Consider the following 25,176-nt stretch of genomic DNA (forward strand, 5'->3'; position numbering starts at 1 on the left):
GATGACCGGCACGTCCCCGCCGGTCGCGGCGAGAAGCGGCTCGTACAGCGTCTCCAATCGCTCCGTGGCCCGGTCGGACTCGGTTCCGAAGACGAGCTTGTCCGGGTGTTGGAAGTCGTCGACGGCGGTTCCCTCCCGGAGGAACTCCGGATTGGTCGCGAGCTCGACGCGGTCGGCCGCGTCGCCGGCGCCCGCGCGGAGCGCCTCGCGGACCTCCCTGACGCCCGGGGGCGTGATCGTGCTCTTGACGACGACGAGGTGGCGGTCGTCGGGATCTGCAGCCGAGGCGTCGCTGCCCGCCCCCGCCAGCGCCTCGCCGGTCATCTCCGCGGCCGCGGTGAGCCCGCCGAGGTCGATGCTCCCGTCCTCGTTCGACGGCGTGCCGATCGCGAGGAACGTCACGTCGGCGTCGGGGACGCCGTCGTACTCGGTCGTGGCGCGGAGCCGGTCGCCCGCGTGTTCGGCCAGGAGGTCGTCGAGGCCGGGCTCGTGGATGGCTGCGCGCCCCTCGTTGATCGCCGCGACCACGTCCGGGTCGATGTCGATCGCGGTCACATCGTGACCCGCGTCCGCGAGACAGGCCGCGAGGGTCGTTCCGACGTAGCCGCTGCCGACGACGGTAACTCGCATGCCGAAGCAAGCGCCCCCCGACTCAAAGAACGTTCCGCGTTCCCGAACCCGGACCGCGTCCGGGCGATACTTACCCGCGGCTCCCCGAGACGAGGACATGTCCGAGGGACCGACATCGGGACCGGAGACGACCGACCCGCGACGACCGAAGTCGGACGAGCGCGCCGCCCGCGTCTCCCGCCGCTTCGGCTGGCTCCTCGTTTTCGCTTTGCTCGCGGTCCCGATGGCTGTGATCCCCGGCGACAACCTCACCGTGGTGAGCCTCTGGGGGTTCCTAAACACGTCGGGTCCGGGAGTCGCCGCCGGCGGCTACCCCGTGTGGTCGTACTTCCTCGACCAGCCGCGCCCGTTCGGCACGCTCCCGGCGTCGATCCGGGCGTGGCCGCTCGCGGTCGGCTTTCACCTGCTCGCGGCGGCCAGCGCGACGGCGGGGGTCGCGGTCGGGCGCGAGGACCGGCGGGTCACCGGCGGGCTCCTCGCGCTCGCCGCGGCGGCGAGCCTGTGGGTCTCCGTCGGCGTCGCGACCCGGTTCGGCGTCGGGACCACGTCCGGCTGGTTCGCCGTGATCCCGGTCGGCGCGCTCGCGACGCTGGCGGTCGCCGTCGGCGCGTACGGGCGCGACCTCCGCGGCATCGTCGAGGCCTGAGCGCGACGCGTTGCCGATGAGACGGTTTTTAACACCACGGGCGCGGAATCCGGTTCCATGACCGACATCGGTGGGGTAGTGACGGTGAGCGGCGTCGCGGGCGTCGCGACGGGGCTCGGGGCGCTCCCGGTGTTCGTTCGGGCTCGCGTCACGCACCGGGTCTACGACGCCGCGCTGGGGCTCGCCGCCGGGCTGATGGTCGCCGCCAGCGTCTTCGGCCTGATCATCCCCGGAATGGAGGAAGGGACGCTCTCGGCGGTGATGACGGGACTGCTCCTCGGCGGCGGCGGCCTGCTCGCCGGGAACTACGCCATCCCTCACCTCCACGCGCAGTACCGCGAGTGGCTCCCCGAGGGTGGCGCGACCGGCGACGACGCCGCCGACGCCGCGGCCGACGACCGCGAGGTCACGCTCCGGAAGGCGCTGTTGATCGGCGGCGCGATCACCCTCCACAACGCCCCGGAGGGGTTGGCGATCGGCGTCGCGTTCGCGTCGGGGTTAGAGGAAGTCGCGCTGGTGCTCGCGGTCGTGATCGGCCTCCAGAACGTGCCCGACGGGTTCGCGTTCGCGGTGCCGATGGCGGACACCGGCATGTCGAACCTCCGAGTGCTCTGGTACACCACCCTCTCGGGAGTCGTCCCGCAGGTCGTCGCGTCCGTGTTCGGGTTCCTGCTCGTCGGGTTTGCGTCGGGGCTGTTTCCCGTCGCCTCCGGGTTCGCCGCGGGCGCGATGCTCGCCGTGGTGTTCCGGGAGCTGATCCCCTCCTCGCACGGCCACGGCCACGCCGACGCCGCGACCGGGGCGTTCCTCGTCGGCTTCGTGCTGCTGGTCGTCGTCGACGCGGTCGTCGTGGTGTGAGTCGTACAGAAGCGCGACGGCTTTTCGACGCGGCACGCCCTGACCTCCGGACATGTCCACGACCGTCTCCACGCCCGACGCCGACGAGAGGTGCGCCCACTGCGGCTCGCGGATCTTCGAGCACGACCCGATCTGCGTGCGCGACTGCGGCGAGGGCTGCGGCTCGCCGGCGTACTTCTGTAACTACGCGTGCCTCGCGGTCCACGTCGACGAGAACGACCTGACCGCTGGCGACGCCTGCGAGTGGTCGCCGGGGGAGTGAGAGCGGAGACGGAGCGGCTGCCAGCGGCCGCAGAACGTCGATATACCGCTCAGTCGCGATCGACGCCGGTGAACTCGAAGCGGGCACCGCCCGCCGCTCCCTCCGCCACGGCGACCGACCACCGGTGCGCCTCGACGATCTCGCGGACGATGGCGAGGCCGAAGCCGGTCCCGTCCTCGGCGGTCGTGTGGCCGGACTCGAAGACGTCGTCGCGCTCCGCCTCCGGGATTCCCGGCCCGTCGTCCTCGACGTAGAATCCGTCCGGGAGGTCGCCGACGGTGACGCTGACGTCCCCGCCCCCGTGTTCCACGCTGTTTCGGAACAGGTTGCCGAACAGCTGCCGGAGTCGGCTCGGATCGGCTCGTACCGTCCCCGACGCCTCGTTTCGGAGTGTTGCGCCCCTCGTGGCGACCGTTTGCCAGCAGCTGGACACGAACACGCCGAGCTCGACCGCCTCCTTCTCGTCGATGAGCTGTCCCTGTTTCGCGAGCGACAGGATGTTCTCGATCAGGTCCTCCATCCGCGCGTGGGCGTTCGCCACCGCCTCCATGTGGGGGTCGCCCTCGCACTCCGGTTCGATCATCTCCAAGTGACCGGTGGCGGTGTTGAGGGGGTTCCGAAGGTCGTGGCTCACGACCTCCGCGAACTCCTCGAGCTGACGGTTCTTCCGCCGGAGCTGCTCCTCCGCCCGCTTGCGGTCGGTAATGTCGAGGTACGCGCCGAGCGCCTCGTCGCGGCCGTCGCCCGCGAGGTGGATCGCGACCAGCAGGAACGTGCGGCGCTCGCCGTTCGACGTCCGGCGGACGACCTCCCGATGGACCCGATCGCCATCCCGAATCCGTTCGTTGATCTCGCTCGCGGCGTCCGCGTCGTCCTCGTCGACGATGAACTCGTCCAGCGAGGAGCCGACCAGCCGCTGTTCGCCGAAGCCGAACTGCTCTCTGAACGCGCAGTTCGTCTGTTCGACGAGCGGGTCGCCGCCGCTGAACTCGGAGAGGACGATCGGTACCGGAACCGCGTCGAGGAGCTGCTCGAAGCGGTCGCGCTCCTTCTCGGCGCGCTCCCGGTACGCGCGGAGCTCCGTGATGTCCTCGTTGACGGCGACGAGGCGGACGATCTTCCCGTCCGGATTCGTGATCGGCGATATCGTCTGCTTGACGACGTAGCGCTCGCCGTTTCGCCGCTCGTTGACGATCTCGCCGTGCCAGACCTCGCCGGAGAGGATCGTGTCCCAGAGCCGCTCGTAGAACTGCTGGTCGTGGACGCCGGACTGGAGGATGTTGGCGTTGCTCCCAACGGCCTCCTCGGCGCTGTATCCGGTCTGCTCCTCGAACGCGGCGTTCACGTACTGGATCGTGCCGCTGGTGTCGGTCCAGTAGATCGAGTGACCCGCGCTGCGAACGACCTCACGGAACGTCCGGAGCTCCATATCGGCCGAGTCGCCTCCGAGGCCGATCGGTTCGGCGGCGTCCTCGGCACCGTCTTCGTCGGACGAGCGGTCGGTGGAGTGCGAGGGACCCATCGTACGACCCGTTTATTTCTGGTGGCTCCGTTTACAGTTACCTGTTCCGGCGAGCGATCACTCGTTGTCCGGACTGCTCGGGTGGTAATCGGTGTCGTACTCTCCCGGGGTGGCGTCGACGCGGTCGGGGTTGATCCGGCCGGCGAGCAGCATGAAGTCGAGGACGGTGCAGTACAGCATCGCCTCGACGACGGGGACGGCCCGCGGCGGGAGGACGGGGTCGTGCCGGCCGACGACCTGGATCTCCTTCTCCTCGCCCGTCTCCCAGTCGGCGGAGCGCTGTTTCTTCGGGATCGAGGTGGGCGCGTGCCACGTCGCCTCCCCGTAGATGGGCTCGCCGGTGGTGATGCCGCCCTGGAGCCCGCCGTGGTCGTTGCCGACGGGGACCGGGTCGCCCGGTTCGCTCTCGACGTGGTCGAACGACTCGCCGTCGTCGAAGGTCCAGTCCTCGTTGCGCTCGCTGCCCGTCACGTTCACGGCCTCCTTCCCGAGCCCGAACTCGACGCCCGTGGTCGCGGGGATCGAGAACATCGCCTGCCCGAGCCGGGAGGGGAAGCCGTCGAAGCGCGGCGCGCCGAGCCCGCGGGGGACGCCGCGGCACTCGAAGTAGATGGAGCCGCCTATGGAGTCGCCCTCCTCCTGGTACCGCTCGATCAGCTCTTGCATCTCGGCGGCCGCGTCGGGGTCGGCACAGCGCACGTCGTTCTCCTCGCTGTGCTCGAGCAGCTGCTCGAAGCTCACCTCGTCGGCCTCGACGTCGCCGATCTGGTTCACGTGCGCTTTGATCGCCACGTCGTACTCCGAGGCGTCGAGCACCTGCTCGGCGACCGCGCCGGCCGCGACCCAGTTCACCGTCTCGCGCGCCGAGGACCGTCCGCCGCCGCCCCAGTTGCGCGTGCCGAACTTCGCGGAGTAGGTGTAGTCGCCGTGGGAGGGGCGCGGCGCGGTGACGTACGGCTCGTACTTGCCCGATCGCGCGTCCTTGTTCTGGATCACCATCCCGATCGGCGTGCCGGTGGTGTACCCGTCCTGTACCCCGGAGTTGACGACGACCTCGTCGGGCTCGCCCCGGGAGGTCGTGATCATCGACTGCCCCGGCTTGCGCCGGTCGAGCTGTCCCTGAATGGCCTCCTCGTCGAGCTCGACGCCGGCGGGCACGCCCGAGACCGTCACGCCCATCGCGTCGCCGTGGCTCTCGCCGTACGTCGTCACCTGGAAGAGCCGACCGAACCGGTTCCCGTTCATACGCCACCGTATGGCCGAGGGCATATAGGGGTTGCAATCCGCGCAATAGACCGGGGTCTCGCCGCGACCGGAGATGGTTTATTAGCGGGCCGCGTTGACGTGAGCGTGCGCGATCGACTCACCTCAGACCTCGGTGTGTACGCTCTCTCCGGGCTGTTCTCGCTCGTCGTCTTCGTCGTCGCGCTGACGATCCTCTCACGGACCCTCCCGGGCGGGCTCGGCTCCCGCCAGCTCGTCGGACTGGTGTTCGGCTATCTGCTTTTCATCGGCGCGTACGCCACCGCGTGGTTCATCTACAGCGAGATCGACAGCCGCGAGGAGATCTGACGCGGCTCGACCGCGGAGCGGAGTTCCGCCTGCCGAACGACTTTCACCCCGCCGCGAGACGGGCCGGTATGACGTGGGACACCATCACGTTCGCCATCGACGACAGTGACGTGGCGACGATCACCGTCGACCGCCCGGCCCAGCTCAACGCCCTCACCGTCGACACGCTCGAAGCGATCGAGGCGGCGCTCGCGGAGGCCGAGGCGGCCGGGGCTCGCGCGCTCGTTCTCGCCGGCGCGGGCGACGAGGCGTTCGTCGCCGGCGCGGACATCTCCTACATGGTCGAGCTGTCGACCCCGGAGGCGCAGGCGTACGCCGAGCTCGGCCACCGCGTCGCGGACGCGATCGAGTCGTTTCCGGCGCCGACGGTCGCCGCGGTCAACGGGTACGCGTTCGGCGGCGGGTCGGAGCTCGCGTTGGCCTGTGACCTTCGCGTCGCCGCCGAGAGCGCCGTGATCGGGCAGACGGAGATCGACCTCGGGATCATCCCCGGCTGGGGCGGGACGCAGCGGCTCCCGCGGCTGGTCGGCGACGAGACGGCGCGGCGACTCGTCTTCCTCGGCGAGCGGATCGACGCGAGCGAGGCGGCCGATATCGGTCTCGTCGGCGAAGTCGTTCCGGACGACGCGTTCGACGACCGGATCGACGAGCTGGCGGCGGCGCTGGCCGCCAAGCCGGCGGTCGCGATGCGCGCGGCGAAGGAGGCGCTCAACGCCGCCCGCGAGGGGAGCCAGGCGAACGGGCTCGCCTTGGAGCGCCGGGCGTGGGCCGGCCTGTTCGGCACGCACGACCAGCGCGAGGGAATGGCGGCGTTCGTCGAGAAGCGGGAGCCGGAGTTCGAGTAGGCGCGCGTCGCTCTCCCTCGTCCCGTGCGATCGGTGTCCACGGGACCGGACAATCGCCACGCTTTATTAATCCGCCCGAGTACCCGCGACATGGACCAGTTGCGGCAGTCGCTCCTCGACGCGCCGATTATCGAGAAAGGCGAGTACCAGTACTTCGTCCACCCGATCAGCGACGGCGTTCCCATGCTCAAACCGGAGCTCCTCCGAGAGATCGTCATCCGGATCATCCGGAAGGCGGAGCTGGAGAACGTCGACAAGATCGTCACCCCGGCGGCGATGGGGATCCACATCTCGACCGCGCTCTCGCTGATGACCGACATCCCGCTGGTCGTCATCCGCAAGCGTCAGTACGGCCTCGACGGCGAGGTGCCGCTGTTCCAGGAGACCGGCTACTCCGAGTCGGAGATGTACATCAACGACGTGGAGGAGGGCGACCGCGTCCTCGTCCTCGACGACGTGCTCTCGACGGGCGGCACGATGAAGGCGATCATCGACGCCCTCACCGACGAGGTCGGCGCCGACGTCGTCGACGTCGTCGCGGTGATCAAGAAGGCGGGCGAAAACGAGCTCGACAAGACCGACTACAACGTGAAGACGCTCATCAACGTCACCGTCGAGGACGGCGAAGTCGTGATCGTCGACGCCCACGGCGACGACTGAGCGCCTCTTCAGCCTTCCCCGTTCCTCGCTTCCCGCTCCCTTACTCACTCCGCGCCCGGAGGTCGGCGAGCACGCTCGCGGTGCCGTCCATGTACGACTCCTCCAGAACGACGTCGGCGGCGTCGCGGGCGGCGACGTCGGCGTTGGCGACCGCGTACGACTCGCCGGCGACCGCGAAGGTGGAGACGTCGTTCTCGCTGTCGCCGATCGCGACGAACTCGTCGGGGTCGACATCGAGAGTGTCACCGACGCGCTCGAGCCCGCGCCCCTTGCTCACGCCCGTCGACTTGACGTGGTACGCGTAGCCGGTGTCGACGACTTCCACGTCGCCGCCGGCTGCAGCGGTGACCTCGCGCAGCAGCGTCTCGTCGACGTCGAGCGACAGCGCCACCTCGGTCTCGCGCCAGCGGTTCACCGTGTCGCGCCCGCCCCATCCCAGGTCGCCGCCGCGTTCGCGGAACGCCTCGACGACGGCCCGCGGGGCCTCGGGGTCGCCGAGGACGGCCGTCTCGCCGGCGACGTGCACGACGCCGCCGTTCTCGGCGATAACGGTCTCCGCGCGCCCGAGGAAGTGCGCCAACGCGACCGGGTAGGGAAACGCCTTCCCGGTCGCGAGCACCACCGGCGCGTCCCAGTCGGGCAACAGCTCGAAGGCGCGCGCGTCGATCCGACCGCTCGCCGTCGTCAGCGTCCCGTCGATATCTAACGCGAGGGGCGGAACCATACCGGGAGGTGAGGGCACGACGCGCAACTGTCTTGCGTTCGCGGACGGTCCGCGAGGCGGCGAGAGAAAGGACGGCGGAGCCGGCTCACACCGACCACGAGGGTCGATCGAACAGCTCGCGGAACACGAGCGTCGGGAACCGGGGGACGAGCCGACTGGGCGGTCGTCCCTTCCCGTCGCTCCGGTGCGCCGTCACCCGGTCGAGCAGGCCGGCGTCGGCGAGTTCGTAGAGGACGCGCCGCACCGTCGAGGGCGAGAGGTCGACCGCCTCGCGCGAGGCGATCGTCTCGGTCGCGGCGCTCACCGACGCCCGGTCGTCGTCGGTCAGGCTCACGAGCTCGTAGAGGAGCCGCCGCCGGCTCTCCGAGAGCGCGAGGACCCGTCCGAGCGCGACGCCCGGGCGCGGGACCGCTTCGATCCCCCCGTCGAGGTCCTCGGGCCGCACCGTCGAGGCGCCGGCGCGCTCCGCCGTGATGGCCGCGCCGGCGATCGCGGCGAACGCGTCGTGCGCGTCCCCCTCGGCCCACTCGCTCACCTCGCGGATCTGGTCGTGGGTGAGCGCGTCCCGGCCGAGCCCGGTGGAACACCGGCTCGTCAGCAGTTCGACGAGCACGTGCCGCCGGTACGGCTCGAACGCCACCGCCTCGTCGGGCGTCCACTCGATCTCTCCCGGCTCCTCACGGCCGAGACACACCGGAACGACCCGGTCGCTAACGGCCCCGAGCCACTCGACGACCGCGCTCGCGTCCGGCGTCTCCGCCTCGTTGACGTGATCGACCGCGACGACCAGATCCGGCCCGGTGTCGACGGCGTCGCGCAGGGACTCGACCAGCTCGTCCGTGCCGACCCCGTGTTCGGGGACCGCCTCGTCGCTGACCGCGTCGAGGGCGGCGTGACAGAGCCGGAACCGCGTCGACGCCCGCCGCGCGTCGACGTAGACGAACCCGGGGAGCGTCGGCTCGACCGCCCGCGTCGACGTCTGGATCGCCCGTCGCGGGCCGCTGTGTGACGCGAGCCGCTCGAACAGCTCGGTGACGATCGCGGACTTCCCGCTTCCCTTCGGCCCGTGGACGTAGGCGCTCGGCGGGAGCGACCCGGCGAAGGCCGGTTCGAACACGTCGAGGAGCCGCTCGATCGCCGGCCCTCGACCGACCGGCGGGCCGGTGTGTGACACCGGCGAGACGGCGTCGATGTCCACGAGGACGCCGGCCCCCACGTCGTAGCCGAGCCGGCGCTCGATACGGTCGTCGATGTTCACGGGCGCCCCTCCTGCGTGTTCGGATAAAACTGGCACGAACCGCGGGAGTTCCGGCCTCGGAGTGGCGGTCGCCAGTCCGGGGTCACCAGTGGTCGGGTTTGTACCGGTTGATGAGCACCGTCGAGATGATGAACATGACCCCGCTGATGAGGCCGGTTATCAGCCCGACGAGGAGTCGAACGCCGGCGGTTCCTTCCGAGACGATCGCCGTCACGACCGCCACAACCGCGATCACCACGAGGAGGTTCCGGCGATCCCGCCGCTCGAACCCCAGCCGATCCAACATACCACGTCATCCTCGGCGCGGCGTTTAAATACCTCACGTTCAGTCCGCGGTCAGCACACGGCGATCGTGCGCTCTCCTCGACGGTCGTCGCCGTCGGCCGCGCGGCTCCGCTCCGATGGAAACCTATACGACCGTCGGGCGAACTACCCCGGGTATGTCGAACGATCCGGCCGTTGAGACGCTCCACACGGTCGACGACCGAAGCAAAGTGGTCGCCGTCTTGGCGACGCTGGTCGCGTTCGGGTCCGGCATGCTCACCATCGGCGACATCGAGTTCGTCTCGATCGCCGCAGCCGCGGTCGGGGTCGGTGTCCGGTTCGCGTCGGTCTGGTGGGGCGCCCGCGCGTTCGTCGACGGCGATTCGGCGGCAATCGCCGACCAGCCGACCGCCGGGAGCTACCACCACGGCGCGATCGGCATCGCGCTCGCGACCGCTGGCGGACTCGCACTGATCGCCCGTTCTCTCGGCGTCGGGGCGTCGGCGGTTGCCGTCGGCGCCGTTGCGGTGGCTGGTGTCGCGTTTCTCGGTCTCTCGGTATTGCTCCCCGACTGACGGTCGCATCCGCTCGCGCTCGTCTCGACAGCTGCCGCTGTCGAGATGGTTCCAACCGACCGCGGGTGAGCGAAGTGACATAATAAAACCTGCCGAGATCGGGGGCGCGTTAGATCCCTGTCCCGGGGATCCAGACGGCCCAGTTGAGCAATCCAGCGATGACCAGCAGTCCGAGCACCAGCGTCCAGACCACGATGGCGGCCGCCGGCGGGTCGAAGTGCGTGTCGGAGTGCGCGTAGAACACGCGCTGAGACGCCTCACCGACGACCGCGGAGAACAGCCCGAACACTGCACCGAACAGCAGCGCGGGCGCGGCGCCGAACGCGAGGGGCGCCGTCAAGTCCGCCGCAGAGAGGTCGGTCAGCATCAGGATCCCCCCCTCCCACGTGGAGAGGAAGGCGGTCGCTCCGGCCAGCGTCATGTGGTGTGTGACCGGGATCCGGTCGACGCCGAGGTTCAAGAACAGCAGCGACGCCGCACTGATTCCGAACCCGGCGAACACGGCGATGAGGCCGTGCCCGCCGCTGATCATGTTGTACGTGATGACGCCGGAGGCGAGACCGGCGAAGAAGCCGATCGCCGCGACGTGCGACCACTTGTACATGTTCGGGAGCCACGGCTCAACGGCGAGGCGGTCCTCGCTGGCCTTTTCGCCGTCGCCCTTGACCTCACCGGGATCGCGCATCTCCTCGCGCTCGAACGGCCCCATGTCGAAGTAGCCGTTCGCCTTGTCGCTCACCTTACCGACGATGCTGTACCCGAAGACGGCTCGGACCACGATCGCGCTGATGACGATGCTCACCGGGATCGGGTCGACCGGCAGCGCGAGCTGCCGGGAGAGCTGTTCGATAAGGACGCCGAAGACGCCGAAGACGGCGCCGACCGCGAGGATGTCCGGCTTACTCCCCAGCGCGAAGCCGATGTCCTTCGCGTTGTGATAGTCGAATCCGGACTCCATGTATCCCTTGTTGGCCGCGTACCCAGCGGCTGCGACACCTCCCGCGAAGGAGATGTGCGGACCGAACACCGGACCGAAGCCCACGTCGACGCCGAAACCGCCGCCGCCGAGCGAGCCGCCGATCACGAGGAAGCCCGTGAAGATGAACGCGGGGAGCGCACCGAGCGCCGCCCCGAACGCGCCCCCGGCGAGCGCGCCGAGGAGGATTCCCGGGTTGGTGAGGCTCTCGATGACGTCGGTCGGCGCACCGGGCTCGTATCCGACCTGTAGCACGGTGTCGGCCGCGATGGCCAGATCCGGAACCAGTTCGACGCTCATCTATTCGTCCTCCTCGTCGTCCTGTGCCCAGTTGCGGGAGCGATCGACCGCGTCGTCCCACCGGCTGTACAGCTTGTCGACGTCCGCCTGGTCCTTCTCGGGACTGAACTCGCGGTCCACCTGCCAGTTGTCGCGGAGTTCGTCGACGTTGTCCCAGTACCCCACGGCGAGCCCGGCAGCGTACGCCGAGCCGAGCGCGGTCGTCTCGTCCACTTCGGGCCGGGCGATGTCCGTCTGGATGATGTCGGACTGGAGCTGACAGAGGAAGTTGTTCTTGACCGCGCCGCCGTCGACGCGGAGGCTGGTCGTCTCGACGCCGGAGTCGGCCTCCATGGCCTCCGCCACGTCGCGGGTCTGATACGCGATGCTCTCGAGCGTCGCCCGCACGATGTGCTCCTTGCTCGTCCCGCGGGTCATGCCGACGATGGTCCCGCGAGCGCGGCCGTCCCAGTGCGGGGCGCCGAGCCCGGTGAACGCCGGGACCATGTAGACGCCGTCGGTCGAGTCGACCGACCGCGCCAGCTCCGCGGTCTGGGCCGCGTTGTTGATCAGGTCGACATCCTCGAGCCACTCGATCGCGGCGCCGGTGATGAAGATCGAGCCTTCGAGCGCGTACTGGACCGGCTCGCCGGACATCTGGAACCCGATGGTCGTCAGGAGCCCGTGGTCGGACTTGACGGCCTCGTTGCCCGTGTTCATCAGGTAGAACGAGCCGGTGCCGTAGGTGTTCTTCGCGTCGCCCTCGTCGAAGCAGGTCTGGCCGAACAGCGCGGCCTGCTGGTCGCCGAGCGCGCCGGCGACCGGGACCTCCTCGCCGAGGAAGCCGTCCGCGTCGGTGTGGCCGTAGTAGTCCTCGTCGGAGGAGGGTCGTACCTCGGGCACCATCTCCTTCGGCACGTCGAACTCCTCTAAGAGCTCGTCGTCCCACTCCATATCCCGGATGTTGTACAGCATCGTCCGGGAGGCGTTGGTGACGTCGGTGATGTGGTTCCCCGTCAGGTTGTAGATGAGCCACGCGTCGATCGTCCCCATGATGAGCTCGCCTTCGCGGGCTCGGTCACGGAGGTCGCCGCCCCGAGAGCTCTGCATCTTGAGCGGCTCGGCGTTGTCGAGGATCCACTCGGTCTTGGTCGCGGAGAAGTACGCGTCGGCTTCGAGGCCGGTCTTATCGCGGATCTCCTCGACCTTGTCCGCCTCCTGCAGCTCCTCGACGCGGTCCGTCGTCCGGCGGTCCTGCCACACGAGGGCGTTGTGGACCGGCTTTCCGGAGTCTTTGTCCCATACGATCGTCGTCTCGCGCTGGTTCGTGATCCCGATCGCTTCGAGCTGGTTCGCTTCCAGCCCCGCGTCCGCGAGGCCGTCGAGGACGACCTGCTGTGTGTTCTCCCAGATCTCGATGGGGTCGTGCTCGACCCACCCCGGGTTGGGGTAGATCTGTTCGTGCTGTTCGTACGCGTTCGCGACGACCTGGCCCTCATGGTCGAACACCATGAAGCGGGTACCGGTCGTCCCCTGGTCTATCGCACCGACATACTGTGTCATGTATTGGATCCCTCCTGTGGCGCTGGTCCGTTCACGTCGTCGACGCCGACCGCACCGCGAGCGTCGACGGGGGACGCCGTTCGTCCCCGGGCCGCCGACTGCGACACCCTATCCGCCCTGTGGCCGGGCGAGCCGCCGTTCGCGCCTCGCCCGGCGAGTTGGTGTCACCGCCGCCGCGGCATATCTTCACGAAAGCTACCACGCCACTCGTGAACATAATGTACTACCATAATAATCTTCCTGTTAAAATCCGGTATTCTCCGGTGTCGAAAAAGTTGGTATATAAATAGACCGCTGTCGACAACGATTGTACTACTTGAACATCCCTGATTGTTATGCTTGGCTCCAAGCAGGAGGTAAAGTAAAGTGGGCGGGGTCCGACCTCATCGACATGGACCAACAGGTTGACGTCGTCGTCGTCGGCGGGGGGTCGACGGGGTGCGGCGTCGTCAGGGACCTCGCGCGGCGGGGGCTCGACGCGGTGCTCGTCGAGAAGGGGAACCTGACGCACGGCACGACGGGGCGAATGCACGGGCTCTTACACAGCGGGGGGCGGTACGCGGTCTCCGACCAGAAGAGCGCGCGCGAGTGCATCGAGGAGAACAGGGTGCTCCGCGACATCGCGGGCCACTGCGTCGAGGAGACCGGCGGGCTGTTCGTCAAGCGCCCGGAGGACTCCGAGGAGTACTTTCAGGAGAAGCTGGAGGGGTGCCGCGCCTGCGACATCCCGGTCGAGGTCATCGACGGGGAGGAGGCGCGGCGCCGCGAGCCGTACCTCGCCCGCGACGTGGAGAAGGCGATCGCGCTCCCAGACGGCGCGGTCGACCCCTTCCGGCTCTGCGTCGCCAACGCCGCCGACGCCCGCGAACACGGCGCGCGGATCGAGACGCACGCGCCGGTGACCGACGTGCTCGTCGAGGACGGCGAGATCGTCGGCGTCGAGGTCGAACACGAGACCGGACCCGGCAAGCGAGTGCACCGAGAGCCGGGGACGACCGAGGAGATCCGCGCGCGCCACGTCGTCAACGCGACCGGCGCGTGGGCGGGCAACGTCGGTGAGATGGCCGGCGTCGACGTGGAGGTGCGCCCCTCGAAGGGCGTGATGACGGTGATGAACACCCGGCAGGTCGACACCGTCGTCAACCGCTGTCGACCGAAGGGCGACGCCGACATCATCGTCCCCCACGAGACCGCCTGCATCCTCGGCACCACCGACGAGGAGGTCGACGACCCCGAGGACTACCCCGAGGAGGAGTGGGAGGTCGACCTGATGATCGAGACGCTCTCGGAGCTCGTCCCCGCGCTGAAGGACGCCCGGACGCTGCGGTCGTTCTGGGGCGTCCGGCCGCTCTACGAGCCGCCGGGGACCGGCACCGAGGACCCGACCGACATCACCCGCGACTACTTCCTCTTGGACCACGGCGACCGCGACGACCTCCCGGGGATGACCACCATCGTCGGCGGGAAGCTGACCACCTACCGCATGATGGCCGAGTCCATCAGCGACCACGTCTGCGACGCGCTCGACCACGAGGCGACCTGCGACACCGCCGACGCGCCGCTACCGGGGTCGGAGAACCCGGCGCGCATGGACGAGCTGATGGACGATTTCGGGCTCCGGTCGCCCGTGGCGCGGCGCTCGGGGCAGCGGCTCGGCTCGCGCGCCGACGACGTGCTCGACGAGTACGACCCCAACCCCGTCGTCTGCGAGTGCGAGGGCGTCACCCGCGCCGAGGTGCAGGACGCGATCGGCGAGGCCGGCAGCGACCTCAACGCGGTCCGCCTGCGCACCCGCGCCTCGATGGGTAACTGTCAGGGCGGGTTCTGTTCACACCGGATCGCCGCCGAGCTCGCACAGGAGTACCCGGAACCGGTCGTCCGCGACGCCGAAGACGAGCTGTACCAGGAACGCTGGAAGGGGCAGCGACACGCCCTGTGGGGGCGCCAGCTCTCGCAGGCGATGTTGAACCACCTGCTCCACGCCACGACGATGAACCGCGACGGCGACCCGGCGAACGCCGACGGCGAGGTCGACTTCGGGGCGTTCGACGCCGGCGCCGGCGGAAGCGGCGTGACCGACGAGGGCGCGGGCGCCGCGGCGGCCGACGGCGGTCGCGCAGCTGACGACGCGACCGCAGACGGAGGTATCGATGGCGATCGATAGCGACGTGCTCGTCGTCGGCGGGGGGTTGGCGGCGATCACCTCGGCGGTCGCCGCGGCCCGCGAGGGCGCCGATGTCCGCTTGGTCTCGCACAAGTCGAGCACGCTCCGGCAGGCCTCCGGGCTGATCGACGCGCTCGGGTACGTGCCGGCCACCGAGCCCGCGACCCCGCTCCGCGAGGGGCCGCCGACGGCGGGCCGCGAGCTCGACCGCGACGAGTGGCCCGACCCGGAGGGGCCGCTCTCGGACCCCTTCGAGGCGATCGACCGGCTCCCGGAGAGCCACCCCTACCGGGTCCTCGGCGCCGACGCGCTCCGCGAGGGGTTGACCCTGTTCGACGACCTCGTCGGCGACGCGTATCGCGGAGGCCATACCGACAGCAACGCGCTCGTCCCGACGTTCGGCGGGAGCGTGAAGCCGACCGCGCGCTACCCGGCCGCCGCCGAGGCGGGGCTCGCGAGCGACGACCGACCGACCCTGATAGTCGGCTTCCGGTCGCTCACGGAGTACGACGCGCGGACCTTCGCCGGGCGGCTGGAGGCCGCGGGCGTCCCCTTCGACGTCGCCGGCGCCGAGGTGGAGTTCGCCGAGGCGTTCCGGGCGGACACGAAGGTCACCCGCCTCGCGAAGGCGCTCGACCACGACGAGGAGATCGACGGCGCCCCCGCCCGCGAGGCGCTGGCGAAGGCGGTCTCGCCGCACCTCCACGACGTGGTCGACGAGGCGGGCGGCGTCGACCGCGTCGAGCGCGTCGGCTTCCCAGCGTTCCTCGGCGATCAGGCGGGCGACGCGGTCCGCGCCGAGCTCGCGGAGCGGCTCGGGGCCGACGTCTTCGAGATCCCGATGGGGCCGCCGAGCCTTCCGGGGCTCAGACTGGAGGACCGACTGTACGACGCGCTCGACGCGGCGGGCGTCCGGTTCGAGACCGGGAACCCGGTCGTCGGGATCGAGACCGAGGCGAACGGCGCGATCGAGACGGTCTCGGTCGACCGAAAGGGGCGCGAGACGCCCTACGGCGCCGACGCGTTCGTGTTGGCGACCGGCGGGCTCGTCGGGAAGGGGCTCGACTCGGACCGGGAGGGCGTCCGCGAGCCCGCGTTCGGGCTCCCGGTTGAGCAGCCGGCGGACCGCTACGAGTGGTTCGTCGACGACGCGTTCGGCGACCAGCCCTACGCGCGGTTCGGCGTGCGCATCGACGAGGACGGGCGCGCGCTGGACGCGGAGGGGGACGCGGCGTACGCGAACGTCTTCGCGGCCGGCGGCGTCGTCGGCGGCGCGGACGTGGCGCGCGAGAAGTCCGCGAGCGGGGTGTCGCTCGCGACCGGCGTAGTGGCGGGGCGGCAGGCGGCGACGGAGGCAACCCAATGACACGACACACGGACGACGGAGACGCGGACGAGGCGAACGGAACGGACGGGGAGCGCAACGACGGCGGCGACCCCGCCGCCACTCCCGGCGTCCCCGAGGCGGGGATCGACGAGCAGCCGTCGATCTTCGTCCCCGACGACGGAGCGGTGCCGGAGGAAGGCGCGGGTGACGATCCCGAGCCTGATCTGGCCGCGGACCGCGCCGCCACCGACGGCGGCGTCGAGAGCGCGACCGGCGGGAGCGACTCGCCCGAACTCGACCCCGACGCGTACGACCCGGTCGACGTGTTCCCCGGCGGCGACCTCGACCTCCGGGAGGGCGCCGACTCCTGTTACAAGTGTACGAGCTGTGATACCTCCTGTCCGGTCGCCGAGGTCGACGAGGAGTTCCCGGGGCCGAAGTTCCAGGGGCCGGAGCAGTGGCGACTCAAGCGCAAGGACGACCACGACATCGACGAGTCGATCACCTCCTGTTCGAACTGCATGCGCTGTGACGACGCCTGCCCCTCCTCGGTCCCCCTCTCGCAGATGCACAACGAGGCGCGCGGACAGTTCGTCGAAGAGCAGATGGAGAAGCTCTCCCGGGAGTACATCAGGAACCGCATCCTCTCGAACTACCGCTTCTTCGCGTCCATCGCGAGCAAGGTGCCGCGGCTGGCGAACGCCGCGACGAAGATTCCGGGCGCGATGAAAATCGGCGAGAAGGTGCTCGGGATCGCCGGCGACCGCGAGTTCCCGGAGTTCGCCACGGAGACGTTCCGCGAGTGGTGGAAGGCCCGCGGGGGCGCGCAGGTGGAGAACCCGGACAAACGCGTCGCGTACTTCCACGGCTGCTACTCCAACTACAACACCCCGGAGGTCGGCAAGGCCATGGTCCGGGTGTACGAGCACTTCGGCTACGAGGTACTGGTGCCGCCACAGAAGTGTTCGGGCACGCCGATGTTCGCCAACGGCATGCTGAAAGACGCGCGCCGGCACGCGGAGACGAACGTCGAGAACCTCGTCGAGGCCATCGGCGAGGGCGCGGACGTGATCGCCTCCTGTACCTCCTGCTCGCTGTCGCTGCGCCAGGAGTACCCCGAGCTGTTCGACATCCACGGGATCGAAGACGTCTCCGAGCACACCTACGAGGCGCTGGAGTACCTCCGGATCAACGAGGACTTGGGCGGCGAGCTGGCCGGGACCGAACTCGCCGACGAGCAGGCGTTCGCCTACCACGCGCCGTGTCACGCCCGCAATCAGGGGCTCTCCCGGCAGGCCGTCGAGACGTTCCGCGACGTCGAGGGCGTCACGATGGAGGACGTCGGCGACTCCTGTTCGGGGATCTCCGGCACCTACGGCTGGAAGGAGGAGAAGTACGAGAAGTCGATGAAGATCGGCGAAGAGATGTTCGAGCACATGGAGGACGCCGAGGGCGACGTGGGGATGACCGAGTGTCCGACCTGCGCGATGCAGATGGAGCACGGCACCGGCTACGAGGTCGAGCACCCGCTCCAGCTTCTCGAGGACGCGGTCGGCGCGTAAAATCGCCCGCTGCGGAGCGGTTCAGGCGTCGACCGGCTCTGTTTTTCAGGCGAGATAACCGCGAAGGAACGTTTATTATCCGAACCACCTCACTCTGAGCACGTGACGCTTGTACGGTTCCTCGACCGGTTCGACGGCGACGATCGGTCCATCGTCGTCGTTAACCGCACCGACCCGGACCCCGTGTTGAACATGCTCATCGACACGTTCGGGGAGGGGGCGGTGAACGTGGTCGACGAGACGGTGGTCCCGAGCGGACCTCCCCAACGGAGTCGAGACCCGAACGCCGCGCCGGATCGCTCGGACTCGCACGGCGGGCTCACCACGCGGGAGTTCACCACGGATCGGATCGTCGGCCGGAACGGGGAGGGCGTCGGTCCCGACACTCCGGGGGCATCGGAGCCCGGCGCCGCCGGTCCGGTGATCGACATCGACACGCTCCGGGAACACGAGGACGTGCCTTTCGACGGCGACGACCCCGACGAGCTGGAAAACCTCGCGCTGCTCGTCGATGGCGACGAGGTGATCGCCGGGTCGACGCTCGGCGAGCTCGGTGAGGCGGTGCTGTTCGTGAACTCGGACCTGTACATCACCGGCAGTCGCACCCTCGACGACATCGATCTCCCGTCGGTGATCAGCGGGCTCGCCGACACGACGTTCACGCTGCGCGGGTACCCCGAGTCGAACCGCCAGAAGCTCCTCTTGATCACCATCTCCCGGTTCATCGAGCGGGCCGCCTGGATGGCGGGCGACGGGACGCTCCGGTCCTCCTTCCAGCGCCTCTCGCGGCTCAACGACGAGGTCGGCACGCGGCAGGTGTACGACCGCGTCTCGTCCGCGGGCGTCGACACGCACCTCTACGGGATCCCGGACGACCTCCCGCGCAACCTCAGCGCGGTGATCCACGGCGGCGACACGCCGGACTTCACCGACAGCTGGTTCGTGGTGTACCGCCCGCCGGAGGGCCCGCAGTCGATCGACGCCGACCCCGGCAGCGACCTCAAAGAGGGGATCGAAAACGGCGTCGGCCTGCTCGCGATCGAGACCGAGCCACGGGTCTGGCGCGGGCTCTGGACGTTCGATCCCGATCGGGTGCAGTCGGTGGACCGGTACATCGAGCGGAACCTGTGACCGGTCGTCCCGGCCCGTGACGGCGTGCGCGGTCGGTTACAGTCCGAGTTCGCGCCCCAACACGACGTGTTGGATCTCGCTCGTTCCCTCGCCGATCTCCATCAGCTTCGCGTCGCGGTAGAAGCGCTGCGGCGCGAAGTCGGTGGTGTAGCCGTAGCCGCCGAGCGTCTGGACCGCCTCCTCTGCCACCTCGCGGGCAGCCTCGCTGGCGTCGAGCTTCGCCAGCGCCGACTCCCGCGTAACCGACTCGCCGGCGTCGTACCTCGCGGCCGCCTTCTGCGTGAGCAGCCGGGCGCGCTCGGTCTGTCGGTGCATGTGGACCACCTTGTCCCGGATCGCGTCGAACTTCGCTATCGGCATCCCGAACTGCTCGCGCTCGCCGGCGTACTCCTTGGCGGCCTCGTAGGCGCCCTGGGCGAGCCCCACCGAGAGCGCCGCGATGGAGATCCGCCCGCCGTCGAGCGTCTTCATCGTCTGCGTCCACCCCTCGCCCTCCTCGCCGAGCAGCCGGTCCTCCGGGATGCGCACGCCGTCGAGCGATATCTCGCAGGTGGGCGAGCAGTTGAGCCCCATCTTGTCCCAGACGGTCGTCACCTCGAATCCGTCGTCGTTGTCGGGGTCGACGATGAACGTCGAGATGCCGTCGTACCCCGCGTCTGGGTCGGTGACGGCCTTCACCAACACGCTGTTGGCGACGGTCGCGTTCGTGATGAACTGCTTGGTGCCGTTCAGGACGTACTCGCCGGCGTCGGCGTCGTACTCGGCCGTCGTGTCCATGTTCGAGGCGTCGGAGCCGCTCCCCGGTTCCGTGAGCGCCCACGCGCCGAGCTCGCCGCCCTCGGCGAGGGGCCGGAGCCACTTCTCCTTCTGGTCGGCCGTCCCGAACAGCTCGATCGGCTTCGCGCCCAGCGAGGTGTGGGCGGCGTACGAGAGCCCGATGCCGCCGGAGACGCGGCCCAGCTCCTCGGTGACGACGGCGTACATGAGCTGGTCGCCGCCGAGCCCGCCGTACTCCTCGCTCACGGGCACGCCCATCACGTCGAGGTCGTTCAGGTCGGCGAACACCTCGTCGGGGAACCGGTGTTCGTCCTCGATCTCCTGAGCGATCGGGCGGATTTCCTCCTCGCAAAACTCCCGGACGGTGTCGCGGATCATCCGGTGTTCCGCGGGCAGGTCGAAGTCCATGCGCAAGAATTGCGTCGCGCCGGCATAAACGATACGAACGACCGTGATCGATCCTGCGGGCCGACGCGCCGCGCGTTTCGGTCCCGACGTGACCATTTATCACTCCCGACCGTCTCCCACCGTTCATGGAGCTTCGCCGGCTCGTGCGCGGTCGAGTGGACTGGCCCGACATCGAGCGGGTCGTCCGCGAGCTGGCGGACCGGTACGACCGCGACGAGATGCGAGTGCGCTTCCTCGACGCCGACAACTGGCTGTCGACCCCGATGGTGATCGACGACGATCTGTTCGTGAAGGTCGTCACCCGCCAGAACACGCTGGTCCACGCGCTGTTCACCACCGGTCGCAACCTCGGCGCCTTCTCGGCCGGCACCGAGGGGTTCTTCGAGCGCTACGAGACCCCCTACGAGATGGCGCGCCACGAGCTGGAGGCGACGCGGAAGGTCCGCGAGATCGGCGTCAACGCCCCGGAACCGATCGAGGCGCTGGAGGTGGGCGACCTCGGCGTCGTCGTGTTGGAGTACCTCCCCGAGTTCCGGACGCTCGACGAGCTCGACGCCGACGACGTGGCGGCGCTCGCCCCGGCGCTCTTCGCCACGCTCCGGACGATCCACGACGCCGGGCTCGCCCACGGCGACCTCCGCGCCGAAAACGTGCTCGTGCGCGACGGCGACCTCTACGTCATCGACGCGACGAGCGTGAGCGAGGCGGGACGGGAGTCGGCGCGGTCGTACGACCTCGCGAGCGCCCTCGCCGCGCTGGAACCCCTGATCGGCGCGGCCGACGCCGTCGACGCCGCGCTGGAGAGCTACTCGACCGACGAAATTCTGGCCGCCCGGCGGTTCCTCGACTTCGTCGCGGTCCGACCCGACCACGAGTTCGACGCCGCCGGGCTCAACGGCGAACTCGAGAAGCGGGCGACGTAGGGACGCCGTCGGGGAGGCGGGCTACTCGGCGGCCGCGTCCGGCGTCTCGTCGGGCGCCCCCGCGCGCTCTCGGCTCACGGCCCATATCCCGACGGTCATCAGCGCGCCGCCGAGGAGGTACCCCGACCCGAGCGCCTCGCCGAGCAGCGCGGCGCCGAGCGCCGCCCCGACCGCGGGCTGTGCGAAGAAGAAGACGGCGACGGTCCCGGCGGGCACGTACTCCAACCCCTTGTACCAGAGGTACCACGCGGCCGCCGTCGACGCCACACCGAGGTACAGGACGGCGGCGACCGACTCCGCGGTCGCCGGGATCTCCGCCGGCGAGAGGCCGAGATACCACAGCTCGGCGGCGGCGAGCGCGCCCAGCATCGGGACGCTCGCCAGCGAGGAGTACGTCGCCGCCCGCAGCGCGCCGTGGCGCCTGACGGCGGGCACCCCCCAGACGGTGTAGCCGGCCCACGTCGCGCTGCCCGCCAAGAGCAGGGCCACGCCGAGCGCGTTGCCGGCGGCTATCGATCCGAGTTCGTACTGGCCGGCGATGACGACGGCGGTCCCGACGCCGGCGGCCGCCATTCCGCCCGCCTTCGTCGCCGTGACGCGCTCGCCGAGCACGGCCGCGCCGAGCAGCACCGTGAACACGGGCGTGAGAACCGTCAGGAGCGACCCCTGGCTGGCGTTGGTCAGCTCCGTGCCGACGAACTGGGTCGCGACCGTCAGCGTCACCCAGCCGCCCAGCGCGATGAACGGCCGCCACTCCTCGCGGGAGGGCGCAGGGCCACCCCGTCCGGCGACGACCAGCCAGAGCGCCCCGGCGCCGACCGCGACGCGCAGGAAGCCGAGCGTCACCGGCGGGATCAGCTCGAACCCCCACTTGCTGACGACGTACATCCCGCCCCACAGCGCCGCGGCTGCGAGGGGAGCGAGCGCGAACGCGTATCGGCCGACGCTGGGTGACATACGAGTTCTGAAGGGGAAAGGGGTCGCTGGGGCGTCTCAGCCGCCGAGATACAGCTGCGAGACCTCCTCGTCGTTGAGCAGTTCCTCCGGCGTCCCCTCGAACCGGACCGTCCCCTGATCGAGGACGTATCCCCGGTCGGAGATGCCGAGCCCTTTCGTGACGTTCTGTTCGACCATCAGGATCGCCGTGTCCATATCGTTGACCTCCTGGACGTCCTCGAACACGTCGTCGGCGGTGTTGGGCGCGAGCCCCGCGGACGGCTCGTCGATGAGCAGCACGTCGGGCTCCATCACGAGCGCGCGGGCGAACGCCAACACCTGCCGCTGGCCGCCGGAGAGCGTCTTCGCCTTCGCGGTCCGCTTCCGATCGATGATCGGGAAGCGATCGTACAGCGTCTCGATCACGTCTTCGAGGCCGCCGTCCCGGGCGACACCGCCCATCCGGAGGTTCTCGTCGATCGTTAACGAGCCGAACACGTTGTCGGTCTGGGGGACGTATCCGATCCCCTCGCGGACGATGTCTTCGGGCGCCATCCCGCCGATATCGCGGCCGTGGTACTCGACCGACCCCGTCCACGGCGTCAGCATGCCGAACGCCGTCTTGAGGACCGTCGACTTCCCGGCCCCGTTCGGCCCGACGAGACAGACGATCTCGCCCGGATCGAGCCGGATCGAGAGGTCGTCGAGCACCTGCACCTCGCCGTACCCGCCGTCGACGTTCGACAGCGAGAGCACGGGATCGGATCCGTCGGTGGCCCCTGCGGGCCGGGTGGTGTCGTCGCTCATGTGCCGCCTCCGAGGTACGCGTCGATGACGCGATCGTCGCTGCGGACCCCCTCCGGCGTCCCCTCCGTCAGGACGTGTCCCTGATCTAAGACGACGATCGGGTCGGCCAGGTCCATCACGAACTCCATGTCGTGTTCGATCAGCAGGAACGTCGTGCCCTGCTCGTTGAGCCGCCGGATCTGGTCTTTGAGCTTCTTCGCGAGCGTGGGGTTCACGCCCGCCACCGGCTCGTCGAGCAGCAGCACCTCCGGCTCGGCGAGCATCGCCCGCGCGAGCTCGACGAGCTTCATCTGCCCGCCGGAGATGTCGGTCGCCGGCTGGGTCGCGAGGTGGTCGATCTCGAACTCCTCTAAGATTCGCTCCGCCTCGGCGAGGTTCGCCGACTCGCTCTCCCCGACGGCCCCCGGCGCGGCGAACAGCTTGAGAAAGGACTCTCCGGGCTGTTTCCGCGGGCCGACCAGCATCGCCTCGCGGACGGTCATCCCCTCCAGCTTGCGGGGGGTCTGGAACGTCCGGATGAGCCCGTGGTCGGCGACCTCGTACGGCTCCATCCCGGTCACGTCGGTCCCGTTCACTTCGACGGTCCCGCCGTCCGGCTCGTAGAAGCCGGAGATGAGGTTGAACAGCGTCGACTTCCCGGCGCCGTTCGGGCCGATGAGCCCGGTGATCGTGCCGCGCTCGACCGCGAAGGTCGCGTGGTCCGTCGCGGCGAGGCCGCCGAACGACTTCTGGAGGTCGTCGACGCGGAGGACGGCGTCCTCCTTCGGGAGCGCGCCCTCACTCATCGCCACCACTCCCTTTCTGTTCGCGGACGCCGCTGTCCGGCGGCTCGGGGGTTCCGCCCCCGTCGACCGCGCTCGGCCAGATCAGCTCTCGCTGCGGCGGGAGGATCCCCTGCGGCCGGTAGCGCATGACCGCGACGATCACGACGCCGATCAGCAGCAGCCGCAGCGGCGCGGGGTCGATCGGGAGCGCCACGTCGTTGAGGAAGCGCGTCCCCTCGCGGATGGTGACGATGACGATGCCGCCGAACAGCGCGCCGCGGTTGGAGCCGCTGCCGCCCAAGATCACGGCGACCCACGCGTAGAACGTCGTGATCGGGTCGAGATCCCCCGGCCCGACGTAGAGGTTCAGGTGGGTGTAGAACACGCCCGCCAGCGCCATGATCAGGCTGCCGAGGATGAACGACTGCATCTTGAACGAGTAGGTGTTCTTGCCGAGCGCCCGCGCGAGGTCCTCGTCCGATCGGATCGTGCGCAGTACCCGTCCCCACGGCGACCGGTGGGCGCGGCGCAAGACGAGGAACGCCCCGCCCGCGAACGCGAGCACGAGCGCGACGTTCAGCAGCGACTGCCAGAACGCCGTTTCGAGGAGGATCGGCGATCCGGGGATCACCACCAGCCGGAGCCCCGGCATCGCTTCCGGGAACGACGAGAGCACCGGCCACCCCTGGAAGAAGCTCGGGATGCCGCGTAACCCCGCGCTCCCGTTGGTCAGCCAGCGCTCGTTGAGGACGATCAGCCGCACGACCTCCGCGAGTCCGAGCGAGGCGATCGCGAGGTAGTCGGCCCGGAGCCGGAGCGTCGGGATGCCGATCAGGAGCGCCAGCACGAACGCCACGACGAGCGCGACGACGAGCCCGACGAGCGGGTTGAATCCGCCCGCGATCGGCGAGCTGTCGGCGGTCATCAGCGCGGAGCCGTACGCGCCGACCCCGAAGAACGCGGCGACGCTGAAGTTGATCAGCCCGGTGAACCCCCACTGGGCGTTCAGCCCGAAGGACAACAGCGCGTACATCCCGGCGAGGCCGACGAGGAACAGGAAGTACGTCGGCCCGAGCGCGCCGGTGAGCAGCGCGGCGAGCAGGAACAGCGCGAACGCGGCGCTGACGCCGAGCACCCACGTCTCGGGGCGACTCAGGTCCGCCACCGCCTCCGTCACGCCGTCGAGGGCGCTCATGTCGCCCCCTCTCCGGCGATCCCGTTCGGCCGGATCAACAGCACGGCGACCATGATCACGAACGCGATCGCGTTCGCGTACTCGATGCTGATCAGACTCTCAAGCAACCGTTCGAGCCAGTTCGGGGCGATCGGGAGCGCCCCGACCACGTTGGAGAAGAACGGCGTAAGTTGGTTTATCATGCCGATGAGGAAGCCGCCCGCCATCGCGCCGTAGACGGAGCCGATGCCGCCGAGGATCACCGCCGCGAAGATGACCAGCAGGAGGTTGAACCCCATCCGCGGCGAGAGCTGGTTGAACAGCCCGAGGAACACGCCGCCCGCGCCGGCGAGGCCGGCGCCGATGACCCAGGTCCAGAGCTTGACCCGCTTCGTGCGGATCCCGCTGACCCGCGCGAGGTCGGGGTTGTCCGCCATCGCGCGCATCTTCCGACCGAGGTCGGTGTACTGCAACAGGACGTGAAGCCCGACGACGAGCACCGCCGCCGAGGCGACGATCGCCACGTCGTGGAGCGTCACCCGGATACCGTACGGGAGGAGCGCCTCGAT

At 69.6% G+C, this 25,176-nt stretch carries 26 protein-coding genes; 12 read left to right on the forward strand and 14 right to left on the reverse strand.

Annotation, left to right across the window (positions count from 1 at the left end; translation table 11 throughout):
- A partial coding sequence (locus tag DJ69_RS09470) for a 2-dehydropantoate 2-reductase N-terminal domain-containing protein (RefSeq protein WP_144050420.1) occupies positions 1-630 on the reverse strand: 630 nt, incomplete at its 3' end.
- A gap of 97 nt (positions 631-727) precedes the next feature.
- Between DJ69_RS09470 and DJ69_RS09475 the strand changes: the two genes are divergently transcribed.
- Genes DJ69_RS09475 through DJ69_RS09485 form a run of 3 tightly spaced genes read left to right on the forward strand, consistent with a single transcriptional unit; the run spans position 728 to position 2,396 of the window.
- Entirely contained in the window at positions 728-1,276 is a 549-nt protein-coding gene (locus DJ69_RS09475) for a TIGR04206 family protein (RefSeq protein WP_099255377.1), read from the forward strand.
- Between the two features lie 57 nt (positions 1,277-1,333).
- Entirely contained in the window at positions 1,334-2,134 is an 801-nt protein-coding gene (locus DJ69_RS09480; protein WP_099255378.1) for a ZIP family metal transporter, read from the forward strand.
- A gap of 52 nt (positions 2,135-2,186) precedes the next feature.
- On the forward strand, positions 2,187-2,396 hold the full coding sequence (locus DJ69_RS09485) for a hypothetical protein (RefSeq protein ID WP_099255379.1): 210 nt from the start codon (positions 2,187-2,189) through the stop codon (positions 2,394-2,396).
- Between the two features lie 49 nt (positions 2,397-2,445).
- On the opposite strand, the gene DJ69_RS09490 is transcribed toward DJ69_RS09485, so the two are convergent.
- A complete protein-coding gene (locus DJ69_RS09490) occupies positions 2,446-3,918 on the reverse strand; it encodes a sensor histidine kinase (protein ID WP_099255380.1) in 1,473 nt (490 codons plus the stop codon).
- Between the two features lie 57 nt (positions 3,919-3,975).
- Positions 3,976-5,163: a chorismate synthase gene (aroC, locus tag DJ69_RS09495; protein ID WP_099255381.1), complete on the reverse strand. Its 1,188-nt coding sequence runs from the start codon at positions 5,161-5,163 to the stop codon at positions 3,976-3,978.
- Between the two features lie 105 nt (positions 5,164-5,268).
- On the opposite strand from aroC, the gene DJ69_RS09500 reads away from it, so the two are divergent.
- From DJ69_RS09500 to hpt, 3 genes are all read left to right on the forward strand, one after another.
- Positions 5,269-5,490: a hypothetical protein gene (locus tag DJ69_RS09500; RefSeq protein WP_099255382.1), complete on the forward strand. Its 222-nt coding sequence runs from the start codon at positions 5,269-5,271 to the stop codon at positions 5,488-5,490.
- A gap of 68 nt (positions 5,491-5,558) precedes the next feature.
- Positions 5,559-6,335, forward strand: coding sequence for an enoyl-CoA hydratase/isomerase family protein (locus DJ69_RS09505; protein WP_099255383.1), 777 nt, complete (start codon positions 5,559-5,561; stop codon positions 6,333-6,335).
- Positions 6,336-6,425: 90 nt separating this feature from the next.
- Positions 6,426-6,995 (forward strand): hypoxanthine/guanine phosphoribosyltransferase, encoded by a 570-nt coding sequence (hpt, locus tag DJ69_RS09510; protein ID WP_099255384.1) that lies wholly within the window; start codon positions 6,426-6,428, stop codon positions 6,993-6,995.
- Between the two features lie 40 nt (positions 6,996-7,035).
- On the opposite strand, the gene DJ69_RS09515 is transcribed toward hpt, so the two are convergent.
- The 3 genes from DJ69_RS09515 to DJ69_RS09525 all read right to left on the reverse strand — a co-directional run bounded on the left by DJ69_RS09515 (position 7,036) and on the right by DJ69_RS09525 (position 9,263).
- Complete coding sequence (locus DJ69_RS09515; RefSeq protein ID WP_099255385.1) at positions 7,036-7,719, reverse strand: HAD hydrolase family protein; 684 nt, start codon at positions 7,717-7,719, stop codon at positions 7,036-7,038.
- 85 nt (positions 7,720-7,804) lie between these two features.
- Complete coding sequence (locus DJ69_RS09520) at positions 7,805-8,977, reverse strand: Cdc6/Cdc18 family protein (RefSeq protein WP_099255386.1); 1,173 nt, start codon at positions 8,975-8,977, stop codon at positions 7,805-7,807.
- Positions 8,978-9,059: 82 nt separating this feature from the next.
- On the reverse strand, positions 9,060-9,263 hold the full coding sequence (locus tag DJ69_RS09525; protein WP_099255387.1) for a hypothetical protein: 204 nt from the start codon (positions 9,261-9,263) through the stop codon (positions 9,060-9,062).
- 154 nt (positions 9,264-9,417) lie between these two features.
- Between DJ69_RS09525 and DJ69_RS09530 the strand changes: the two genes are divergently transcribed.
- Positions 9,418-9,816, forward strand: a complete 399-nt coding sequence (locus tag DJ69_RS09530; RefSeq protein ID WP_099255388.1) for a hypothetical protein — start codon at positions 9,418-9,420, stop codon at positions 9,814-9,816.
- A 109-nt stretch (positions 9,817-9,925) separates the two neighbouring features.
- Here DJ69_RS09530 and DJ69_RS09535 read toward each other — a convergent pair whose 3' ends face one another.
- Positions 9,926-11,092 carry a hypothetical protein gene (locus DJ69_RS09535; RefSeq protein WP_099255389.1) on the reverse strand — a complete coding sequence of 389 codons (1,167 nt, stop codon included), beginning with the start codon at positions 11,090-11,092 and terminating at the stop codon, positions 9,926-9,928.
- Positions 11,093-12,634 (reverse strand): glycerol kinase GlpK, encoded by a 1,542-nt coding sequence (gene glpK / locus DJ69_RS09540; protein ID WP_099255390.1) that lies wholly within the window; start codon positions 12,632-12,634, stop codon positions 11,093-11,095.
- A 391-nt stretch (positions 12,635-13,025) separates the two neighbouring features.
- On the opposite strand from glpK, the gene glpA reads away from it, so the two are divergent.
- The 4 genes from glpA to DJ69_RS09560 all read left to right on the forward strand — a co-directional run bounded on the left by glpA (position 13,026) and on the right by DJ69_RS09560 (position 18,818).
- Positions 13,026-14,798, forward strand: a complete 1,773-nt coding sequence (glpA, locus tag DJ69_RS09545; protein WP_099255391.1) for an anaerobic glycerol-3-phosphate dehydrogenase subunit GlpA — start codon at positions 13,026-13,028, stop codon at positions 14,796-14,798.
- Positions 14,785-16,164: a glycerol-3-phosphate dehydrogenase subunit GlpB gene (glpB, locus tag DJ69_RS09550; protein ID WP_099255392.1), complete on the forward strand. Its 1,380-nt coding sequence runs from the start codon at positions 14,785-14,787 to the stop codon at positions 16,162-16,164. The genes glpA and glpB overlap by 14 nt, the downstream gene beginning before the upstream one ends.
- Positions 16,161-17,687 carry an anaerobic glycerol-3-phosphate dehydrogenase subunit C gene (locus DJ69_RS09555; protein ID WP_099255393.1) on the forward strand — a complete coding sequence of 509 codons (1,527 nt, stop codon included), beginning with the start codon at positions 16,161-16,163 and terminating at the stop codon, positions 17,685-17,687. Before glpB ends, DJ69_RS09555 begins: the two co-directional genes overlap by 4 nt.
- Positions 17,688-17,789: 102 nt before the next feature.
- Positions 17,790-18,818, forward strand: coding sequence for a hypothetical protein (locus tag DJ69_RS09560; protein ID WP_099255394.1), 1,029 nt, complete (start codon positions 17,790-17,792; stop codon positions 18,816-18,818).
- A 36-nt stretch (positions 18,819-18,854) separates the two neighbouring features.
- Here the strand turns inward: DJ69_RS09560 and DJ69_RS09565 are convergent, their stop codons facing one another.
- A complete protein-coding gene (locus DJ69_RS09565; protein WP_099255395.1) occupies positions 18,855-20,003 on the reverse strand; it encodes an acyl-CoA dehydrogenase family protein in 1,149 nt (382 codons plus the stop codon).
- A 125-nt stretch (positions 20,004-20,128) separates the two neighbouring features.
- Between DJ69_RS09565 and DJ69_RS09570 the strand changes: the two genes are divergently transcribed.
- The gene (locus DJ69_RS09570) at positions 20,129-20,926 is read left to right on the forward strand and encodes an RIO1 family regulatory kinase/ATPase domain-containing protein (protein WP_099255396.1); all 798 of its coding nucleotides are present in this window, start codon (positions 20,129-20,131) and stop codon (positions 20,924-20,926) included.
- Positions 20,927-20,947: 21 nt separating this feature from the next.
- Here DJ69_RS09570 and DJ69_RS09575 read toward each other — a convergent pair whose 3' ends face one another.
- The 5 genes from DJ69_RS09575 to DJ69_RS09595 form a co-directional block, all read right to left on the reverse strand.
- Positions 20,948-21,883 (reverse strand): DMT family transporter, encoded by a 936-nt coding sequence (locus DJ69_RS09575; RefSeq protein WP_099255397.1) that lies wholly within the window; start codon positions 21,881-21,883, stop codon positions 20,948-20,950.
- A 36-nt stretch (positions 21,884-21,919) separates the two neighbouring features.
- The gene (locus DJ69_RS09580; protein WP_099255398.1) at positions 21,920-22,669 is read right to left on the reverse strand and encodes an ABC transporter ATP-binding protein; all 750 of its coding nucleotides are present in this window, start codon (positions 22,667-22,669) and stop codon (positions 21,920-21,922) included.
- On the reverse strand, positions 22,666-23,454 hold the full coding sequence (locus DJ69_RS09585) for an ABC transporter ATP-binding protein (protein WP_099255400.1): 789 nt from the start codon (positions 23,452-23,454) through the stop codon (positions 22,666-22,668). The genes DJ69_RS09580 and DJ69_RS09585 overlap by 4 nt, the downstream gene beginning before the upstream one ends.
- A complete protein-coding gene (locus DJ69_RS09590) occupies positions 23,447-24,628 on the reverse strand; it encodes a branched-chain amino acid ABC transporter permease (RefSeq protein ID WP_099255399.1) in 1,182 nt (393 codons plus the stop codon). Before DJ69_RS09590 ends, DJ69_RS09585 begins: the two co-directional genes overlap by 8 nt.
- On the reverse strand, positions 24,625-25,176 hold a 552-nt coding region (locus DJ69_RS09595), incomplete at its 5' end, for a branched-chain amino acid ABC transporter permease (protein WP_144050421.1). The genes DJ69_RS09590 and DJ69_RS09595, both read right to left, overlap by 4 nt.

This window comes from Halorubrum persicum (assembly GCF_002727125.1).
Classification (GTDB): Archaea; Halobacteriota; Halobacteria; order Halobacteriales; family Haloferacaceae; genus Halorubrum; species Halorubrum persicum.

Coding starts and splice junctions, on each gene's coding strand:
- DJ69_RS09475 (WP_099255377.1), top strand. CDS start 728: ATGTCCGAGGGACCGACATCGGGACCGGAGACGACCGACCCGCGACGA.
- DJ69_RS09480 (WP_099255378.1), top strand. CDS start 1,334: ATGACCGACATCGGTGGGGTAGTGACGGTGAGCGGCGTCGCGGGCGTC.
- DJ69_RS09485 (WP_099255379.1), top strand. CDS start 2,187: ATGTCCACGACCGTCTCCACGCCCGACGCCGACGAGAGGTGCGCCCAC.
- DJ69_RS09490 (WP_099255380.1), bottom strand. CDS start 3,918: ATGGGTCCCTCGCACTCCACCGACCGCTCGTCCGACGAAGACGGTGCC.
- aroC (WP_099255381.1), bottom strand. CDS start 5,163: ATGAACGGGAACCGGTTCGGTCGGCTCTTCCAGGTGACGACGTACGGC.
- DJ69_RS09505 (WP_099255383.1), top strand. CDS start 5,559: ATGACGTGGGACACCATCACGTTCGCCATCGACGACAGTGACGTGGCG.
- hpt (WP_099255384.1), top strand. CDS start 6,426: ATGGACCAGTTGCGGCAGTCGCTCCTCGACGCGCCGATTATCGAGAAA.
- DJ69_RS09515 (WP_099255385.1), bottom strand. CDS start 7,719: ATGGTTCCGCCCCTCGCGTTAGATATCGACGGGACGCTGACGACGGCG.
- DJ69_RS09525 (WP_099255387.1), bottom strand. CDS start 9,263: ATGTTGGATCGGCTGGGGTTCGAGCGGCGGGATCGCCGGAACCTCCTC.
- DJ69_RS09530 (WP_099255388.1), top strand. CDS start 9,418: ATGTCGAACGATCCGGCCGTTGAGACGCTCCACACGGTCGACGACCGA.
- DJ69_RS09535 (WP_099255389.1), bottom strand. CDS start 11,092: ATGAGCGTCGAACTGGTTCCGGATCTGGCCATCGCGGCCGACACCGTG.
- glpK (WP_099255390.1), bottom strand. CDS start 12,634: ATGACACAGTATGTCGGTGCGATAGACCAGGGGACGACCGGTACCCGC.
- glpA (WP_099255391.1), top strand. CDS start 13,026: ATGGACCAACAGGTTGACGTCGTCGTCGTCGGCGGGGGGTCGACGGGG.
- glpB (WP_099255392.1), top strand. CDS start 14,785: ATGGCGATCGATAGCGACGTGCTCGTCGTCGGCGGGGGGTTGGCGGCG.
- DJ69_RS09555 (WP_099255393.1), top strand. CDS start 16,161: ATGACACGACACACGGACGACGGAGACGCGGACGAGGCGAACGGAACG.
- DJ69_RS09565 (WP_099255395.1), bottom strand. CDS start 20,003: ATGGACTTCGACCTGCCCGCGGAACACCGGATGATCCGCGACACCGTC.
- DJ69_RS09570 (WP_099255396.1), top strand. CDS start 20,129: ATGGAGCTTCGCCGGCTCGTGCGCGGTCGAGTGGACTGGCCCGACATC.
- DJ69_RS09575 (WP_099255397.1), bottom strand. CDS start 21,883: ATGTCACCCAGCGTCGGCCGATACGCGTTCGCGCTCGCTCCCCTCGCA.
- DJ69_RS09580 (WP_099255398.1), bottom strand. CDS start 22,669: ATGAGCGACGACACCACCCGGCCCGCAGGGGCCACCGACGGATCCGAT.
- DJ69_RS09585 (WP_099255400.1), bottom strand. CDS start 23,454: ATGAGTGAGGGCGCGCTCCCGAAGGAGGACGCCGTCCTCCGCGTCGAC.
- DJ69_RS09590 (WP_099255399.1), bottom strand. CDS start 24,628: ATGAGCGCCCTCGACGGCGTGACGGAGGCGGTGGCGGACCTGAGTCGC.